Source organism: Streptomyces akebiae (genome assembly GCF_019599145.1).
Classification (GTDB): domain Bacteria; phylum Actinomycetota; class Actinomycetes; order Streptomycetales; family Streptomycetaceae; genus Streptomyces; species Streptomyces akebiae.
In genome coordinates this window covers 134,149-152,554 of record NZ_CP080648.1, presented here as the reverse complement: position 1 = coordinate 152,554, position 18,406 = coordinate 134,149, and the positions used below count along the sequence as shown (strand labels likewise).

1 pseudogene is annotated in these 18,406 nt (G+C 75.0%); it reads right to left on the bottom strand.

The features are described from left to right. Positions 1–44: 44 nt before the first annotated feature. Positions 45–18,386: pseudogene (locus tag K1J60_RS47460) on the bottom strand (type I polyketide synthase); the annotation flags it as partial. Positions 18,387–18,406: the final 20 nt, after the last annotated feature.

The window sequence follows — 18,406 nt, the reverse complement described above, 5'->3', positions numbered from 1 at the left end:
TACAGCGGGTCGGCGGTCGGTGCGGTCGGTCCGCCGAGGGTGCGCAAGGTCAGCGCGTCGGCCGTCAGCACCGGCATGCCCGACTCGTCGAAGGCGGCCACCGACACCGCGTCCCCGCCGGCCGGTGCCAGGCGGACCCGAAGCACCGTGGCGCCCGGGGAGTACAGGGAGACGCCTCTGAAGGCGAACGGCACCCGGGCCGCCCCGTCCTCACCGAGCGGACCGGCGGCGAGCGCCTGGAGCGCGGCGTCGAACAGGGCCGGGTGGAGGGCGTACCCGGCCGCCGCGCCCTTCCCGGGCAGGGCGACCTCGGCGTACAGCGTCTCGCCGGACCGCCAGGCGGCTCGCAGGCCCTGGAAGGCGGGGCCGTAGGCCAGCCCGGCGTCCGACAGCGCGGAGTAGTGGGCGTCGAGGACGACCGGCTCCGCGTCGGCGGGCGGCTCGGCCGCGGAATCGGCCGGGAGCGGGAGCTCCTCGCCGGTGAGCAGACCGCTCGCGTGCAGGGTCCACGGGTCGTCCTCGTCGGACTCGGACCGCGCATGGACGTCGACCGCGCCGTCGGCCGCGACCCGCACCTGTACCTGTACTCCGCCGCGCTCGGGAAGCACGAGCGGGGTGTGCAGGGTCAGTTCGTCGAGCCGTACGAGCCCGGCGGACGCGCCCGCGTGCAGGGCCAGCTCGACGAACGCGGTGCCGGGCAGCACGATGCTGTCGTGCACGACGTGGTCGGCCAGCCAGGGCTGGGCGGCGGCGGAGAGTCGGCCGGAGAGCAGCAGTCCGCCGCCGACGGCCGGAGACATCTCGGCCCGCAGCAGCGGGTGCCCGCCGGCGCGCATCCCGGCGGCACCGAGGTCACCGGCGCCGGGGCGGGGATGCAGCCAGTAGTCCTCGCCCTGGAAGGCGTACGTGGGCAGGTCGATGCGCCGGGGGGTCCAGGGTGCGTACACGGCGGCCCAGTCGGGCGTGGCGCCGGCGGTGTGCACGTGGGCCAGGGCGGTGAGCACGGACTCGGTGTCGTCCCGGTCACGACGCAGCAGGGGGACGGCGGGCGTGCTGTCGTGCAGGTACGGAACGAGCGCGGACAGCACCCCGTCCGGCCCGAGTTCGAGGAAGACCCGCACGTCGGTGAGAGGGGCGACCGCGTCCGCGAAGCGGACGGGCTCACGGATCTGGCCGACCCAGTAGTCCGGGGTCGCCAGGTCTCCGGGCGCCGTGGCGACGACCGGGACCGTCGGGGCGTGGTACGTCAACGATTCCGCGACGGTCGCGAACTCGTCGAGCATCGGCTCCATCAGATGCGAGTGGAACGCGTGGGAGACGGTCAGTCGCTTGACGCGTACGTTCTCTGCCCGGAGCCGCTCCTCCAGCGCGCCGATCGCGTCGGCGTCACCGGAAACCGTCACCGAGGTGGGGCCGTTCACGGCCGCCAGGTCCACGCCCTCGGGCAGCTCCAGCCCGTCCTCGGCCGTCTCCACGGCCAGCATCGCACCGCCCGACGGCAGCGCGTCCATCAAACGACCACGCGCCGACACCAAACGGCACGCGTCGTCCAGGGACAGCACCCCGGCGCAGTGCGCGGCAGCCAGCTCACCGATCGAATGACCCACCAGCACGTCCGGGGTCACACCCCAGGACTCCACCAGCCGGAACAACGCCACCTCGACCGCGAACAGCCCCGCCTGCGTGTAGACCGTCCGGTCCAGTGCCTCGCCGTCCTCGAACACCACGTCTCGCAAGGGTCGTTCGAGGTCGACCCGCGCGCACACCGCGTCGAAGGCGTCGGCGAACACCGGGAACGCCTCGTACAACTCACGGCCCATACCGACCCGCTGCGCACCCTGACCCGAGAACAGGAACCCGGTCCGGCCCTCACGTGCCGTGCCTCGGACGACTGCGGGGTTCGGGCGGCCCTCGGCGAGGGCGGTCAGCGCCTGCGCCGCCTGCTCCGGGTCGTGCGCCAGCACCACAGCGCGGTGGACGAGCGCGGCCCGGCCGGTCGCCAGGGTGTGGCCGATGTCCGCGGGTCGCGCGTCCGGCGCGCCGAGCAGTCGGCCGGCCTGCGCGGCCAGCGCATCGGCGGTGTGCCCGGACAACGGCCACGGCACGACGGCCGGCTCCGGCTGCGGGGCCGCGGCGGCCTCGGTCTGCTCCGGCTCCTCCGGGGGCGGCTCTGCCAGGACGACGTGGGCGTTGGTGCCGCTGATGCCGAACGACGAGACGCCCGCCCGGCGCGGTCGTCCGGACCGGAACCACGGTCGGGGGCGGTCGAGCAGTTCCACCGCTCCGGTCGACCAGTCGACGCTCGACGCGGGACGGTCGGCGTGCAGGGACGCGGGCAGCAGGTCGTGGCGCATCGCCTCGACCATCTTGATGACTCCCGCGACGCCCGAAGCGGCCTGGGTGTGGCCGATGTTGGACTTCACCGACCCCAGGTACAGCGGCCGCTCGGCGTCCCGGCCCTGGCCGTACGTGGCCAGCAGCGCCTCCGCCTCGATCGGGTCGCCGAGCTTGGTGCCGGTACCGTGCGCCTCCACCGCGTCCACGTCCGCCGGCTCGAGTCCCGCGGACGCCAGCGCGGCGCGGATGACCCGCTGCTGCGACGGGCCGTTCGGGGCCGTGAGGCCGTTGGACGCGCCGTCCGAGTTCGTCGCGGAGCCGGCGACCACGGCGAGTACCGGGTGGCCGTGGCGGCGTGCGTCGGACAGCCGCTCCACCAGCAGCAGGCCGATCCCTTCGCCCCAGCCGGTGCCGTCGGCCGCGTCGGAGAAGGGCTTGCAGCGGCCGTCGGCGGCCAGCCCCTGCTGTCGGCTGAACTCCACGAAGGCACCGGGGGTGGCCATCACGGTCACACCGCCGGCCAGCGCGAGGTCGCATTCGCCGTTGCGCAGCGACTGCGCGGCCAGGTGCAGGGCGACCAGCGACGACGAGCACGCGGTGTCCACGGTCACCGCCGGGCCCTCGAGCCCGAAGGCGTAGGCGACGCGGCCGGACAGGATGCTCGCGGAGCCGCCGGTGGCTACGTGACCCTCCAGTTCGCCGGAGTCGGCGAGGGTGAGCCGGGTGTAGTCCTGGCCGTTGGTGCCGGCGAAGACGCCGGTGCGGCTGCCGCGCAGCGCGTGCGGGTCGATTCCGGCGCGTTCCAGGGTCTCCCAGGAGGTCTCCAGGAGGAGCCGCTGCTGGGGGTCCATCGCCAGCGCCTCGCGCGGCGAGATGCCGAACAGGGTGGCATCGAAGCGGCCCACGTCGTCGAGGAACGCTCCTTCGTCGACGTACGAGGTGCCGGGGCCGTCCCCGGCGGCGAGCGCTTCCAGGTCCCAGCCCCGGTCCGTGGGGAAGGCCCGGACGGCGTCGCGTTCCTCGGTGACCAGCTTCCACATGGTCTCGGGGTCGGTCACCCCGCCGGGGAAGCGGCAGGCCATGGACACGATGACCACCGGGTCGTCGCCGGCGGCGACCGTGCCGCGGGCTTCGGCCGCGAACGATGCCGGGTCGGCGGGCTCGCCGAGCAGCTCGGCGAGGCGGGCGGCGAGGGAGGCGGCCGTGGGGTGGTCGAAGGCGATGCCGGCGGGCAGCCGCAGCCCGGTGGCCGCGTTGACGCGGTTGCGGAGCTCGACGGAGGTCAGCGAGTCGAAGCCCAGATCGGCGAACGCCCGCTGCGCGGCGACGTCCTCGGCGGAACGGTGGCCGAGCGCGGCGGCGGCCTCGGCGCGGACCAGGTCGGTCAGCTGCCGGATCCGCTCGGTGGGCGGCGCGGCCTGCAGCCGGGCGGTGAACTCGGTCGCGGCGCCGGTGGTGGTCTCCTGGTCGGGCGCCGCGACGAACTCCTCAAGGAGCGGGCTCGGGCGGCCGCTGGTGAAGGCGGCGCCGAAGCGGCTCCAGTCGACGTCCGCGACGGTGACGCAGGTGTCGCCCGCGTCGACGGCGTCCCCGAGTGCGGCCAGCGCACGGTCGGGGCGCAGGGCGTTCAGGCCGCGGCGGCGCAGGGCCTCTTCGGCCTCGGCGTCCACGAGCATGCCGGACTCGGCCCAGGGGCCCCAGGCCACCGAGGTGGCGGGCAGTCCCAGGCCGTGGCGGTGTTCGGCCAGGGCGTCCAGGTAGGCGTTGGCCGCCGCGTACGCGGGCTGGCCGCCGCTGCCCCAGACTCCGGCGATCGACGAGAACAGCACGAACGCGTCGAGGTCGGCGTCGGCGAGCAGGTCGTGCAGATGGGTCGCGCCCGCCACCTTGGCCCGCAGGACCTCGGCGAACTCCTCGCCGGTGACGGTCTCCAGCGGCTGCGTCCCGTTCACGCCCGCGGTGTGGATCACGGCTGTGACGGGGTGCGCGGCCAGAGTTGCGGCCAGGGAGTCGCGGTCGGCCACGTCGCAGCTGACGGCCTCGGCCCGTACGCCGCGCTCCGCCAGCGCGGCGACCAGGTCGGCCGCGCCCGGCGCGTCGGGTCCGCGACGGCTGGTCAGCACCAGGTCGCGGGCCCCGCGGTCCGCCAGCCAGTGGGCCACGCGGGCGCCGAGACCGCCGGTACCGCCGGTGACCAGCACGGTCCCCGACGGACGCCAGGGCTCGGTGGCGCCGGACGCTGAGTCGGTCAGCGGGGCCCGGCGCAGCCGCCGGGCCAGCACGCCGGATTCCCGTATCGCCACCTGGTCCTCGCCCGACGCGTGGGTGAGGACGGCGAGGAGCCGGGCGGCGGCACGGCGGTCCAGCGCGGCGGGCAGGTCGATCAGCCCCGCCCAGCCGCGGGGACGTTCGAGGGCGGCGACGCGGCCCAGGCCCCACAGCAGGGCGCCCGAGGGGTCGGTGAGCCGGTCGGCACGGCCCACCGCGACACTGCCGCGCGTCAGCACCCACAGCGGGGCGGGGAGTTCGGCACGGAAGAGAGGCAGCACGTCGTCCGGGGCCGAGGGAAGGCAGACCACTCCCGCGACATCGGTGAAGGCCTCGAGTGCGGCGTCGAACCGGGCGCCGATGAGGCGGCCGGAGAACGCTTCGGCGAGGTCGTCGGGGACCGAGCCGTCGGCGGTGAGCACCAGCCATGTGCCGGTGGGCAGGGCGGTCCGCTCGGGCAGCGGCTGCCAGACGGCGCGGTAGCGCCACGAGTCGAGCACGGCCCGCTCGCGCCGTCCGCCGCGCCAGGCGGACATCGCGGGCAGGACGGCGTCGAGGGTGTCGGCGTCGAGGCCGAGGGTCCGGGCGACCTCGACGGCGTCCTGCCGCTCGATGGCCTCCCAGAATCGGCTCTCCACCGCATCGGCCCCGGCCGCGGGCTGCGGAGTGGGGTCGATCCAGAAGCGGCGCCGCTGGAACGCGTAGGTGGGCAGGCCGTCGGCCCGTACGGCACCGGCGGGTACGAGGGCGGACAGGTCCACGGACACGCCGTTGACGTGCAGCGCCGACACGGCGCACAGCAGCGCCTCGGGCTCGGAGGTCTCGGTGCGCTGTGCGGGCGTAGCCACGACGGGACGCCCGTCGAGGCAGCGCAGGGTGGCCCCGGTGAGGGTCCCGTCGGGGCCCAGCTCCAGGAAGACGTCGGCGCCGGCGTCCGCGGCCTGGCGTACGGCGTCGGCGAAGCGGACGGGCTCGCGGATCTGGCCGACCCAGTAGTCCGGCGTCGTCATGTCGCCGGGCGCCGTGGTGACGACGGAGATCGTCGGGGGGTTGTACGTCAACGATTCCGCGACGGCGGCGAACTCGTCGAGCATCGGCTCCATCAGGTGCGAGTGGAACGCGTGCGAGACGGCCAGCCGCTTGACGCGTACGCCCTCGGAGCGCAGCCGCTCCTCCAGCGCGCCGATCGCGTCGGCGTCACCGGAAACGGTCACCGACATGGGCCCGTTCACGGCCGCCAGATCCACGCCCTCGGGCAGCTCCAGCCCGTCCTCGGCCGCCTCCACGGCCAGCATCGCACCGCCCGACGGCAACGCGTCCATCAGCCGGCCACGCGCCGAGACGAGAGCACACGCGTCGTCCAGGGACAGCACCCCGGCGCAGTGCGCGGCAGCCAGCTCACCGATCGAATGACCCACCAGCACGTCCGGAGCCACACCCCAGGACTCCACCAGCCGGAACAACGCCACCTCGACCGCGAACAGCGCAGGCTGCGCATACACCGTCCGGGCCAGAAGCTCCGCATCCTCCCCGAACACCACCTCACGCAAAGGCCGTTCGAGATCCACCCGCGCACACACCGCGTCGAACGCGTCCGCGAACACCGGGAACGCCTCGTACAGCTCACGCCCCATACCGACCCGCTGCGCACCCTGACCCGAGAACAGGAAGGCGGCACGGCCGAAGGCGTTCGTGCCCCGGACGACGGCCGGGGTCGTGCGGTCCTCCGCGAGGGCCGTGAGGCCCGCGAGGAGGTCGTCCCGGCCGGAGCCGACCACGACGGCACGCTGATCGAGGGCCGCCCGACCGGCGGCCAGGGCGCGGGCGTGGCCGACGAGGTCGGCCTCGGGACGCTCGTCGAGTGCCTGACGCAGCCGGTCCGCCTGAGCGCGCAGTGCGTCGGCCGTCCGGCCGGACACCGGCCAGGCGAGTACCGGCGGGACGGGGACCGGCGCGGGCACACCGCCCGGCACCGAGTCCGGCTCGGTGCCGGGCACCGTGTCCGGCGCCTGTTCGATGACGACGTGTGCGTTGGTGCCGCTGATGCCGAACGACGACACACCCGCCCGGCGCGGGCGGTCCGCCTGCGGCCACGGGCTGTGCTCGGTGAGCAGGGCGACCGTGCCGGCCGACCAGTCCACGTGCGGCGTCGGCTCGTCCACGTGCAGGGTGCGGGGCAGTTCGGCGTGGCGCAGCGCCATGACCATCTTGACGACGCCGGCCAGCCCGGCGGCGGCCTGGGTGTGCCCGATGTTGGACTTCAACGAGCCGAGCCACAGCGGCCGTTCCGGTTCCCGGTCCTGCCCGTACGTGGCGAGGAGTGCCTGCGCCTCGATCGGGTCGCCGAGCTTGGTGCCCGTACCGTGCGCCTCGACCGCGTCCACGTCGGAGGGCTCAAGGCCCGCCGACGCCAGCGCGGCCCGGATCACGCGCTGCTGGGCGGGGCCGTTGGGGGCCGTGAGGCCGTTGGACGCGCCGTCCTGGTTGACGGCCGAGCCGCGCACCAGGGCCAGGACCTCGTGGCCGTTGCGCACGGCGTCGGAGAGCCGCTCCACTAGGAGGACCGCGACGCCCTCGGACCAGCCCGTGCCGTCGGCCGCGGACGCGAAGGACTTGCAGCGACCGTCGGCCGCGAGGCCGTCCTGCTTGGCGAACTCGCTGAAGCCCGCCAGCGTGGGCATGACGGCGACGCCGCCCACCACGGCCAGGTCGCACTCGCCGGTGCGCAGGGCCCGCGCGGCCAGGTGCAGCGCGACCAGCGACGACGAGCAGGCGGTGTCCACGGTGAGCGCCGGGCCCTCGAGCCCGTACGTGTACGCGAGGCGTCCGGACAGCACGCTGTTGGAGGTGCCGGTGAGCAGGTGCCCGCCGACCTCCTCGGGCGGGGTGGTGCCGGTGCCGTATCCGCTGTGGGAGGCGCCGACGAAGACGCCCGCATGGCTGCCGCGCAGCGAGGTCGGGTCGATGCCGGCCCGTTCGAACGTCTCCCACGAGGTCTCGAGCAGCAGCCGCTGCTGCGGGTCCATGGCGAGCGCCTCGCGCGGCGAGATGCCGAAGAGTTCGGCGTCGAACTCGGCGGCGTCGTACAGGAATCCGCCCTCGGTCGTGTGGCCGAGGCCGTCCAGCTGCCAGCCGCGGTCCGTCGGGAAGCCGGAGATGCCGTCGCGTCCCTGGGCGACCAGCTGCCACAGGTCCTCGGGCGAGCGCACGCCGCCGGGCAGCCGGGTGCCCATGGCGACGATGGCGAGGGGCTCGTCGGTGGACACGGTCCGGGAGCCGTGGACCGATGCCGTGTCCGTGCCGCCGAGCAGCGCGCCACGGACATGGGCGGCGAGCAGCAGCGCGGTGGGGTGGTCGAAGGCCAGGGCGGCGGGCAGCGGCAGGCCGGTGGCCGCGGCGAGCCGGTCGCGCAGTTCGACGGCGGTCAGCGAGTCGAGACCGAGGTCGCGGAAGGCCGCCGACGGGTCGACGGCGGCGCGGTCACGGTGACCCAGGACGCCGGCGACGGTCGTGGTCACGAGGTCGAGCAGGACTCGCTCGCGTTCGGCGGCGGGCAGCGCGCTGAGCCGGTCGCGCAGTGCCGCACCGGCGGCGGGCGCGGGAGTGGCGGCGGTGTCCCCCACCTCGGGAAGCTCCGTCAGCAGCGGGCTCGGCCGGGTGGCGGTGAAGGTGGCGGCGAACCGTTCCCACTCCACGTCGGCGACGGTCACGCACGCGTCACCGGAGGCGACGGCCCGGTCCAGGGCGGTGACGGCCAGCTCGGGGTCGAGCGGTCGCAGGCCGCGACGGCGCAGGTGGGTGACCGCCTCGTCGCTCGCGGCCATGCCGGCCTCGGCCCAGGGGCCCCACGCCACCGAGGTGGCGGGCAGCCCGGCGGCGCGGCGGCGCTCGGCCAGCGCGTCGAGGTGGGCGTTGGCCGCGGCGTACGCGGCCTGCCCGCCACTGCCCCAGACGCCGGCGATGGACGCGTAGGTGACGAACGCGGTGAGCGAGCCGAGTTCGGCGGTGAGCTCGTCGAGGACGTGCGCGGCGTCGGCCTTGGCGCGCAGCACGGCGCCGAGGCGCTCCTCGGTCAGCTCCGTGAGGGCGATGTCGTCGCTGACGCCCGCCGCGTGCACCACCGCGGTGAGCGGGTGGGCGTCGGGTACGTCGGCGAGCACGGCGGCCAGGGCGTCACGGTCGGCGGCGTCGCAGGCCACCACCGAGGCGGTCGCGCCCGACCGGGCCAGCTCCTCCACGAGGTCGGCCGCGCCGGGGGCGTCGGGCCCCCGGCGACTGGTCAGGATCAGGTACGGGGTGCCGCGCGCGGCGAGCGTACGGGCAAGGTAGGAGCCCAGGGCGCCGGTGCCACCGGTGATGAGAACGGTGCCGTCCGGCCTCCAGGGCGCGGCGGCCGGCTCGGGTGCGGCGTGGCGCAGACGGCGGGCGAAGACGCCGGTGTCGCGGATCGCGAGCTGGTCCTCGACGCCGATGCCGGCCAGGACGGCGGCCAGTCGGGCGCCCGCCCGGCGGTCCAGCGTCTCGGGAAGGTCGAGGAGTCCGCCCCAGCGGTCGGGGTGTTCCAGCGCGGCGACCCGGCCGAGACCCCAGATCTGGGCGGCGGCGGGGTCGGTGAGCGGGTCGAGGCGCCCGGTGGAGACGGCGCCCCGGGTGGCGGCCCAGCAGCGCACGGTGCCGCCTGCCCGGTCGAAGGCGTGGAGGAGGGCGAGCAGGTCGCCCGCGTCGGGACGCAGGGCCAGGACTCCGGCCAGGTCGTCGGCGAGGAGCAGCTCGGGACGGACGTCGGAGGGCGCGCACTCGGCGACGTCGGCGCCGGCGGCACGCAGCGCGTCGGCCACGTCGGGCTGGGGTTCGCCCACAAGCAGCCAGGTGCCGGTGAGCGCGGTCTCGGGCCCGCTCTCCAGCGGCGTCCAGGCGGTGCGGTACCGCCAGGAGTCCACCACGGAGCGCTTGCGGCTCTCCCGGCGCCAGGCGGTGAGGGCGGGCAGCACGGTGTCGAGGCCCGTGTCGTCGTCGTCCAGGTCGAGCGCGGCGGCCACCGCGCCCCGGTCGGCCGCGTCGATGGCGCTCCAGAACCGCTCCTCGGCCTCGCCGGTCGCCTCGGTCGCGGCACGGGCGGGCGTGGCGTCGAGCCAGTAGCGCTCGCGTTGGAAGGCGTACGAGGGCAGTCCGACCAGTCGGCCGCCTGCGGTGAGGCGAGTGAGTTCGACGTGTGCGCCGTGACTGTGCAGGCGGGCGACGGCGCGCAGCAGGCTCGCGGCCTCGTCCTGCCCGGAGCGCAGCGCGGCGACGGCGGTCGCGTCCTCGGCGATGTGCGGGACGAGAGCGGACAGGGTGGTGTCCGGGCCGAGTTCGAGGTAGGTCCAGATGTCGGTGAGGGAGGCGATCGCGTCGGCGAAGCGGACGGGCTCGCGGATCTGGCCGACCCAGTAGTCCGGGGTCGCCAGGTCGCCGGGCGCCGTGGTGACGACGGGGACCGTCGGGGGATGGTACGTCAACGATTCCGCGACGGTCGCGAACTCGTCGAGCATCGGCTCCATCAGATGCGAGTGGAACGCATGGGAGACGGTCAGCCGCTTCACCCGTACGTTCTCAGCCCGGAGCCGCTCCTCCAGCGCGCCGATCGCATCGACGTCACCGGAAACGGTCACCGACATGGGCCCGTTCACGGCCGCCAGATCCACGCCCTCGGGCAGCTCCAGCCCGTCCTCGGCCACCTCCACGGCCAGCATCGCACCGCCCGACGGCAACGCGTCCATCAGCCGGCCACGCGCCGAGACCAGGACACAGGCGTCGTCCAGGGACAGCACCCCGGCCACATGTGCGGCAGCCAGCTCACCGATCGAATGACCCACCAGCACATCCGGGGTCACACCCCAGGACTCCACCAGCCGGAACAACGCCACCTCGACCGCGAACAGCGCAGGCTGCGCGTACACCGTCCGGGCCAGCAGCTCCGCATCCTCCCCGAACACCACATCCCGCAAAGGCCGTTCCAGATCCACCCGCGCACACACCGCGTCAAACGCGTCCGCGAACACCGGGAACGCCTCGTACAGTTCACGCCCCATACCGACCCGCTGCGCACCCTGACCGGAGAACAGGAAGGCGGCACGGCCACCGCGTACGGCGTCCGTCGGCGCCTCGCCCGCGGCCAGCGCCGTCAGCTCTGCGACGAGTTCCGCGCGGTCGGCGGCCACCAGCGTGGCGCGGTGGTCCAGGGCGGGCCGGGACACGGCCAGGGAGTGGGCCAGGTCGACGGGGCGCAGTGTCTCGTCGCGCTCCAGCAGGTCGAGCAGCCGGGCCGCCTGGCCCGTGAGCGCGGCTGCGGACCGCGCCGACACCCTCACCAGCACCGGATGCGTGGGCTCGGACACGGCGGGCGCCGCGGCCGGCTCAGTCCGGTCGGGCGCCTGCTCGATGATGACGTGCGCGTTGGTGCCGCTCACGCCGAAGGAGGAGACACCCGCGCGCCGGGGCCGCCCGGCCGACGGCCAGGGGTGTGCCTCGGTCAGCAACGCCATGCTGCCGGCCGACCAGTCCACGTGCGGCGTCGGCTCGTCCACGTGCAGGGTGCGGGGCAGCACGCCATGGCGCAGCGCCTCGATCGTCTTGATGATGCCGCCGACGCCCGCTGCGGCCTGGGTGTGCCCGATGTTCGACTTCAACGACCCCAGGTACAGGGGCTCGTCGCGGTCCTGCCCGTACGTCGCCAGCAGCGCCCCGGCCTCGATCGGGTCGCCGAGCTTGGTGCCCGTACCGTGCGCCTCGACCGCGTCCACGTCGGAGGGCTCAAGGCCCGCCGACGCCAGCGCGGCCCGGATCACCCGCTGCTGCGCCAGGCCGTTGGGGGCGGTGAGCCCGTTGGACGCACCGTCCTGGTTGACGGCCGAGCCGCGGACCACGGCCAGCACCTGGTGCCCGTTGCGCACGGCGTCGGAGAGCCGCTCCACGAGCAGCATGCCGACGCCCTCGGACCAGCCGGTGCCGTCCGCGTCCGCCGAGAACGACTTGCACCGTCCGTCGGCGGACAGACCGCGCTGGCGGGAGAACTCGGTGAAGATCGCCGGCGTCGCCATCAGGCTCACGCCGCCGGCCAGCGCCATGGTGCACTCGCCGTTGCGCAGCGACTGCACGGCCAGGTGCAGGGCGACCAGCGACGACGAGCACGCCGTGTCGACGGTGACGGCCGGGCCCTCGAGGCCGTACGTGTACGCGAGGCGCCCCGAGGCGACACTGGTGGAGCTGCCGGTGAGGAAGTGGCCCTCGACCCCTTCGGGCAGGCGTACGCCCACTCCGTAGCCGGACGAGGCGGCTCCGACGAAGACGCCTGCCTGGCTGCCGCGCATGACGTGCGGGTCGATGCCCGCGTGCTCGAAGGTCTCCCAGGAGGTCTCCAGGAGCAGGCGCTGCTGCGGGTCCATCGCCAGCGCCTCGCGCGGCGAGATGTCGAAGAGGCCCGCGTCGAACTCGGCGGCGTCGGACAGGAATCCGCCGGCGCGGGCGTAGGTGGTGCCGACGCGGTCGGGGTCGGGGTCGTACAGCGTCTCCAGCTCCCAGCCGCGGTCGGTGGGGAACGGCCCGGTGGCGTCGCCGCCTTCGGAGACCAGCCGCCACAGGTCCTCGGGCGAGCGCACGCCGCCGGGGAAGCGGCAGGCCATCCCTACGACGGCGATGGGCTCGTCGGCCGGGGCCGCGGCGGTGGCGACGGTGGCGGTCCCGCCTCCGGCGAGCAGCTCCCGCAAGTGGGCGGCGAGGGCGGCCGGGGTGGGGAAGTCGAAGACGAGGCCGGCGGGCAGGCGCAGCCCGGTGGCCGCGTTGACACGGTTGCGCAGTTCGACGGAGGTCAGCGAGTCGAAGCCGAGTTCCTTGAACACCCGGTCCGGGGCGACCGAGTCCACGCCGGCGTGGCCGAGGACGGCGGCGGCCTCGGCGCGTACGAGGCCGGTGAGCAGGCGGTGCTGTTCGGCGGCGGGGAGCGCGGCGAGGCGTTCGGCGAGCCCCGAACCGCCGGTGACCGTACCGGCGATGCGGCGCGCGGGGGCGCGCACCAGGCCGCGGAGCAGCGCGGGCACGGGCCGCAGCGTCCGGGCGGTGGACAGGTCGAAGCGCAGAGGGAGCAGGTACGGCAGACCCGTGTCGTGGGCCGTGTCGAAGAGGGCGAGCCCCTCGTCGGTGGCGAGCGCGCCGCCGACGCGGGTCGCGCGGGCGACACCGGTGGCGTCGAGGCCGCCGCTGATGGCGCTCTCCTCCGCCCACAGGCCCCAGCCGAGCGCGGTCGCGGCGAGTCCGCGGGTACGGCGATGCTGGGCCAGCGCCTCCAGGAAGGCGTTGGCGGCGGCGTAGTTGGCCTGGCCCGGGGAGCCGAAGGCCGAGGACGCCGAGGCGTAGAGGGTGAACAGGGCCAGGTCGTGGCCGGCCGTCAGCTCGTGCAGGGCGAGCGCGGCGCGGGCCTTGGGGCGCAGTACGCCGGTGATCCGCTCGGGCGTCAGTGCCTCGATGACACCGTCGTCGGCGACGCCGGCCGCGTGCACGACTCCGGTGAGCGGGTGCTGGGCGGGGAGGGTGCCCAGGAGCGCGGCCAGCGCCTCCCGGTCGGTGATGTCGCAGGCCGCGACCCGTACCTGTGCGCCGAGCGCGCCCAGTTCCTCCGTGAGTTCCCGGACGCCCGGCGCGGCGGGTCCGCTCCGGCTCACGAGCACCAGGTGCCGTACGCCCCGGTGCTCGACCAGGTGGCGGGCCAGTCGCTGCCCGAGCACACCGGTGCCGCCGGTGATCAGGACCGTGCCGTCCGGGTCGAGGGCGCGCGGCAGCGTCAGGACGTTCTTGCCGACGTGCCGGCCCGCACCGACGTACCGGAAGACCTCTTCAGCCTGCCGGACGTCCCAGGTCCGCGCGGGCAGCAGCGTGAGGCGGCCCGTGCGGAACAGCTCCAGGACCTCCCGCAGCATCTCCTGGAGCCGGTCCGGTCCCGCCTCGCCGAGGTCGAAGGCGCGGTAGGTGCGGTCGCCGAACGAGTCCGGGTCGCGCAGGTCCGCCTTGCCCATCTCCACGAAACGGCCGCCGGGGGCGAGCAGGCGCGCCGAGGCGTCGATGAACTCGGCGGCAAGCGCGTTGAGGACGACGTCGACACCGCGCCCTGCGGTGCGCTCGGCGAAGGCCGCCTCGAAGCCCAGGTCACGCGAGGAGGCGAGGTGTGCGGAGTCCAGGCCGGTCGCCGACCACTTCGCGGGCGAGGCCGTTCCGTACACTTCCGCGCCCAGATGCCGCGCGATCTGCACGGCGGCCATCCCCACGCCGCCGGCGGCGGCGTGGATCAGCACCGACTCGCCGGGCGCGAGTCCCGCGAGGTCCACCAGCGCGTAGTACGCCGTCAGGAAGGCCATCGGCACCGTGGCCGCGTCCGTGAAGGTCCACCCCTGCGGCACCGGCGCCACCATCCGCCGGTCCACCACCGCGAGCGGACCGAAGCCGCCGGCGAACAGGCCGAAGACGCGGTCGCCCGGCGCGAGATCCGTGACGTCGGAGCCGACCTCGACCACGGTCCCCGCGCCCTCCGACCCCATCAGGGCCGTGGGGTCCGGGTACTGGCCGAGCGCGATCAGCACGTCGCGGAAGTTGACGCCGGCCGCACGGACCGCGATCCGTACCTCGCCCGGCGCCAATTCCGCGGTCGTCTCGGGAGCGGGGGTGAGGGCCAGGTCGCGCAGGGAGCCGGAGGCGCGGTCGGCGGTGAGCCGCCACGCTTCCGTGTCGGGCACGGCGAGGGTGCCGGATGCCGACGCGCGGGCCAGCCGGGGGGCGAGCAGCGTGCCGTTGCGCAGGGCGAGCCAGGGTTCGTCGCCGTACGCGAGCACGGCGAGCAGGTCGTCGTCGGGGGTCGTGTCGGTGTCGAGCAGCACGAACCGGTCGGGGTGCTCGGCCTGCGCGGAGCGTACGAGTCCGCCGGCGGCCGCTCCGGACAGACCGGTGACGTCGTCACCGGTCGCGGCGGCCACGGCGGAGCGGGTGACCAGCACCAGACGGGACGCGGCGAACCGTTCGTCGGCCAGCCACGCCTGGAGGCCGGCCAGGACCTCGGTGACGGCGGTGTCGGTGTCCGCGTCGGCCAGGGGCCACGCGACGACGTCGGGTGCCGCGCCGGAGAACCCGGCCAGGAAGATGCCGAGTCCGTCGGCGGCCGTGGCGAGCGAGCCCCGCCGTTCCGGCGTGGGTACGGTCGTCCAGTCGAGGGTGAACAGCGCGTCGTCGTGGCGCGGGCCGACGGCGGTCGCGGCCCGCAGGGTGAGCGACTCGACGGTGGCGACGGGGCCGCCCTCGGGGTCGCTGATCCGCAGCGTCCAGGCGTCCGCCCCGGCGGGTGCCAGGTGGACACGAGCGCTGGTGGCGCCGGTCGCGTGCAGGGTGGCGCCCTCCCACGCGAAGGGCAGCCCGGCCCGCTCCGGGTCGAGGCCGGTCAGGTGCAGCGCCGCGTCGAGCAGGGCGGGGTGCAGTCCGCAGCGGCCCGCCTCGCGATGGGCCGGGTCCGGCAGCTCCACCTCGGCGTACAGCTCGTCGCCCGCCCGCCAGGCGGCCTTCAGTCCCTGGAAGACGGGGCCGTAGGCGAAACCGGCCTGGGCGGCCCGAGCGTAGAAGTCGTCGAGGTCCACCGGCTCGGCCTCCGGCGGCCACACCTGCGCCGCGCCGGCCGGGTCGGCGGCGGAGGCGGTGAGCACGCCGACGGCGTTGCCGGTCCACTCCTCCTCGCCGTCGAGACGCGAGTGGATCTCCAGGCGGCGGGTACCGTCCTCGTTCTCCGCCCCGGCGCTGACCTGGATCTGCACGCCGCCCAGGGCGGGCAGCACGAGCGGTACGGCGAGGGTGAGGTCCTCCACGGTCCCGCAGCCGACGTACTCCCCGGCCTGCCAGGCGAGTTCGACGAACGCGGTGCCCGGGACGAGCACATTCCCGTGGATCGTGTGGTCGGTGAGCCAGCCGTGCGTGGCGGCGTTGAGCCGACCCGTGAGCAGCACTCCTCCGCCGGCGGCCAGCGACACGGCGGCGCCCAGCAGGGGGTGACCCGCCGCGCCGAGCCCGACGGACGTCAGGTCCCCGGAACCGATCCGGGCGCTCGGCCAGTACGCCTGCCGCTCGAACGGGTACGTGGGCAGCTCCACGCGCCGGGCACCCGCCGCGGCGAGCGGCGCCGACCAGTCGACGGGGGCGCCGTGCACGTGGGCACGCGCGATGCCGTGCAGCAGCGACGCGGCCTCGTCCCGGCCGGAGCGCAGGGCGGGAACGGCGGTGGCGTCCTCGGCGACGTGCGGGACGAGGGCGGAAAGGGTGCCGTCGGGGCCGAGTTCGAGGAAGCGGGTGGCGCCGACGTCGTGGGCCTGGCGTACGGCGTCGGCGAAGCGGACGGGCTCGCGGATCTGGCCGACCCAATAGTCCGGCATCGTCATGTCGCCGGGCGCCGTGGCGAGGACCGGGATGGTCGGGGGGTTGTACGTCAACGATTCCGCGACGGTCGCGAACTCGTCGAGCATCGGCTCCATCAGGTGCGAGTGGAACGCGTGCGAGACGGTCAGCCGCTTGACCCGGACGCCCTCGGAGCGCAGCCGCTCCTCCAGCGTGCCGATCGCGTCGGCGTCGCCCGAGACCGTCAGGGAGGTGGGCCCGTTCACGGCCGCCAGATCCACGCCCTCGGGCAGCTCCAGCCCGTCCTCGGCCGCCTCGACAGCCAGCATCGCACCGCCCGACGGCAACGCGTCCATCAGCCGGCCACGCGCGGAGACGAGAGCACACGCGTCGTCCAGGGACAGCACCCCGGCCACATGCGCGGCGGCCAGCTCACCGATCGAATGACCCACCAGCACGTCCGGGGTCACACCCCAGGACTCCACCAGCCGGAACAACGCCACCTCGACCGCGAACAGCGCAGGCTGCGTGTACGCGGTCCGGGCCAGCAGCTCCGCATCCTCCCCGAACACGACGTCACGCAAGGGCCGTTCGAGGTCCACGCGTGCACAGACCGCGTCGAACGCGTCCGCGAACACCGGGAACGCCTCGTACAGCTCACGCCCCATCCCCACCCGCTGCGCACCCTGACCCGAGAACAGGAACGCCGTGCGGCCGGGGGCCGCCATGCCGGACTCCGCCTCCGGCGGGACCGTGCCCTCGGCAAGTCCGGTGAGGGCACGCAGCGCGTCGTCACGCCCTGCCGCCAGTACCACGGCCCGCGAGGCCAGCGACGCGCGCGTCGTGGCCAGCGAGTAGCCGAGGTCGGCCAGACGTGCGTCTGGCTGCTCGGTGAGGAGCACGCGGAGACCTGCCGCCTGCTCGCGCAGGGCGCGCGGGGTGCGGGCGGAGAGCGGGAGCGGGATCAGAGGCGGTTCGGCGGCCGTGGGCGACGGCGCGGCCGGGGCCTCCTCGGAGCCGGGACCGGCTTCGGGGGCCTGCTCCAGCACCGTGTGCGCATTGGTGCCGCTCACCCCGAAGGAGGAGACGGCGGCGCGGCGGGTCCGGCCGGGACCGGACCAGGGTCGGTTCTCGGTGAGCAGCCGGACGGCACCGGCCGACCAGTCCACCTGCCGGGTGGGCTCGTCGGCGTGCAGGGTGCGGGGCAGCACGCCGTTCCGCAGCGCCATGACCGCCTTGATGACGCCGGCCACACCGGCGGCGGCCTGGGTGTGCCCGATGTTGGACTTCACCGACCCCAGCCAGAGCGGGCTGTCGGCGGGACGGTTCCGGCCGTACGTCGCGAGCAGCGCCTGCGCCTCGATCGGGTCGCCCAGCCGCGTACCCGTACCGTGCGCCTCGACCAGGTCCACGTCGGAGGGCGTCAGCCCCGCCGAGGCCAGCGCATCGCGGATGACACGCTGCTGGGAGGGGCCGTTGGGGGCGGTGAGCCCGTTGGACGCACCATCCTGGTTGACGGCCGAGCCACGCACCACGGCCAGCACGTCGTGGCCGTTGCGCACGGCGTCCGAGAGCCGCTCCACGAGCAGCACGCCGACGCCCTCGCCCCAGCCGGTGCCGTCGGCACCGTCGCCGAACGCCTTGCAGCGGCCGTCGGCCGCAAGACCCCGCTGACGGCTGAACTCGACGAAGGCGGCAGGCGTGGCCATCACCGTGACGCCGCCCGCCAGCGCCATGGTGCACTCGCCCCTGCGCAGCGACTGCACCGCGAGGTGCAGCGCCACCAGGGACGCCGAGCACGCGGTGTCCACGGTGAGGGCGGGGCCTTCAAGGCCGAAGACGTACGAAAGACGGCCGGACAGCACGCTCGCGACGGCCCCGGTGGCGAGGTAGCCCTCGGCTGCCGCCGGGTCGGCGGCGAGCGCGGTGGCGTAGTCCTGCCCGTTGGTGGCGGCGAAGACGCCTGTCCGGCTGCCGCGCAGCGACTTCGGGTCGATGCCCGCGCGCTCGAACGCCTCCCAGGAGGTCTCCAGGAGCAGCCGCTGCTGCGGGTCCATGGCGACGGCCTCGCGCGGCGAGATCTCGAAGAGCCCGGCGTCGAACTCGGCCGCGTCGGGCAGGAATCCGCCCTCGTGGGCGTAGCTGCCGCCGGGCCGCTCGGGGTCGGGGTCGCGCAGCGCGTCCAGGTCCCAGCCCCGGTCGGCCGGGAAGGGACCGATCGCGTCGCGGCCCTCGGTGACCAGCTCCCACAACTGCTCCGGGGTACGGACGCCGCCGGGGAACCGGCAGGCCATGGCCACGATGGCGATGGGCTCGGAGTCCCGCTCCTCCTGTTCGCGCAGTAGCTGGTGCGCCTGCCGGAGCTCACCCGTGACGAACTTCAGGTGATCGAGCAGCTTTTCTT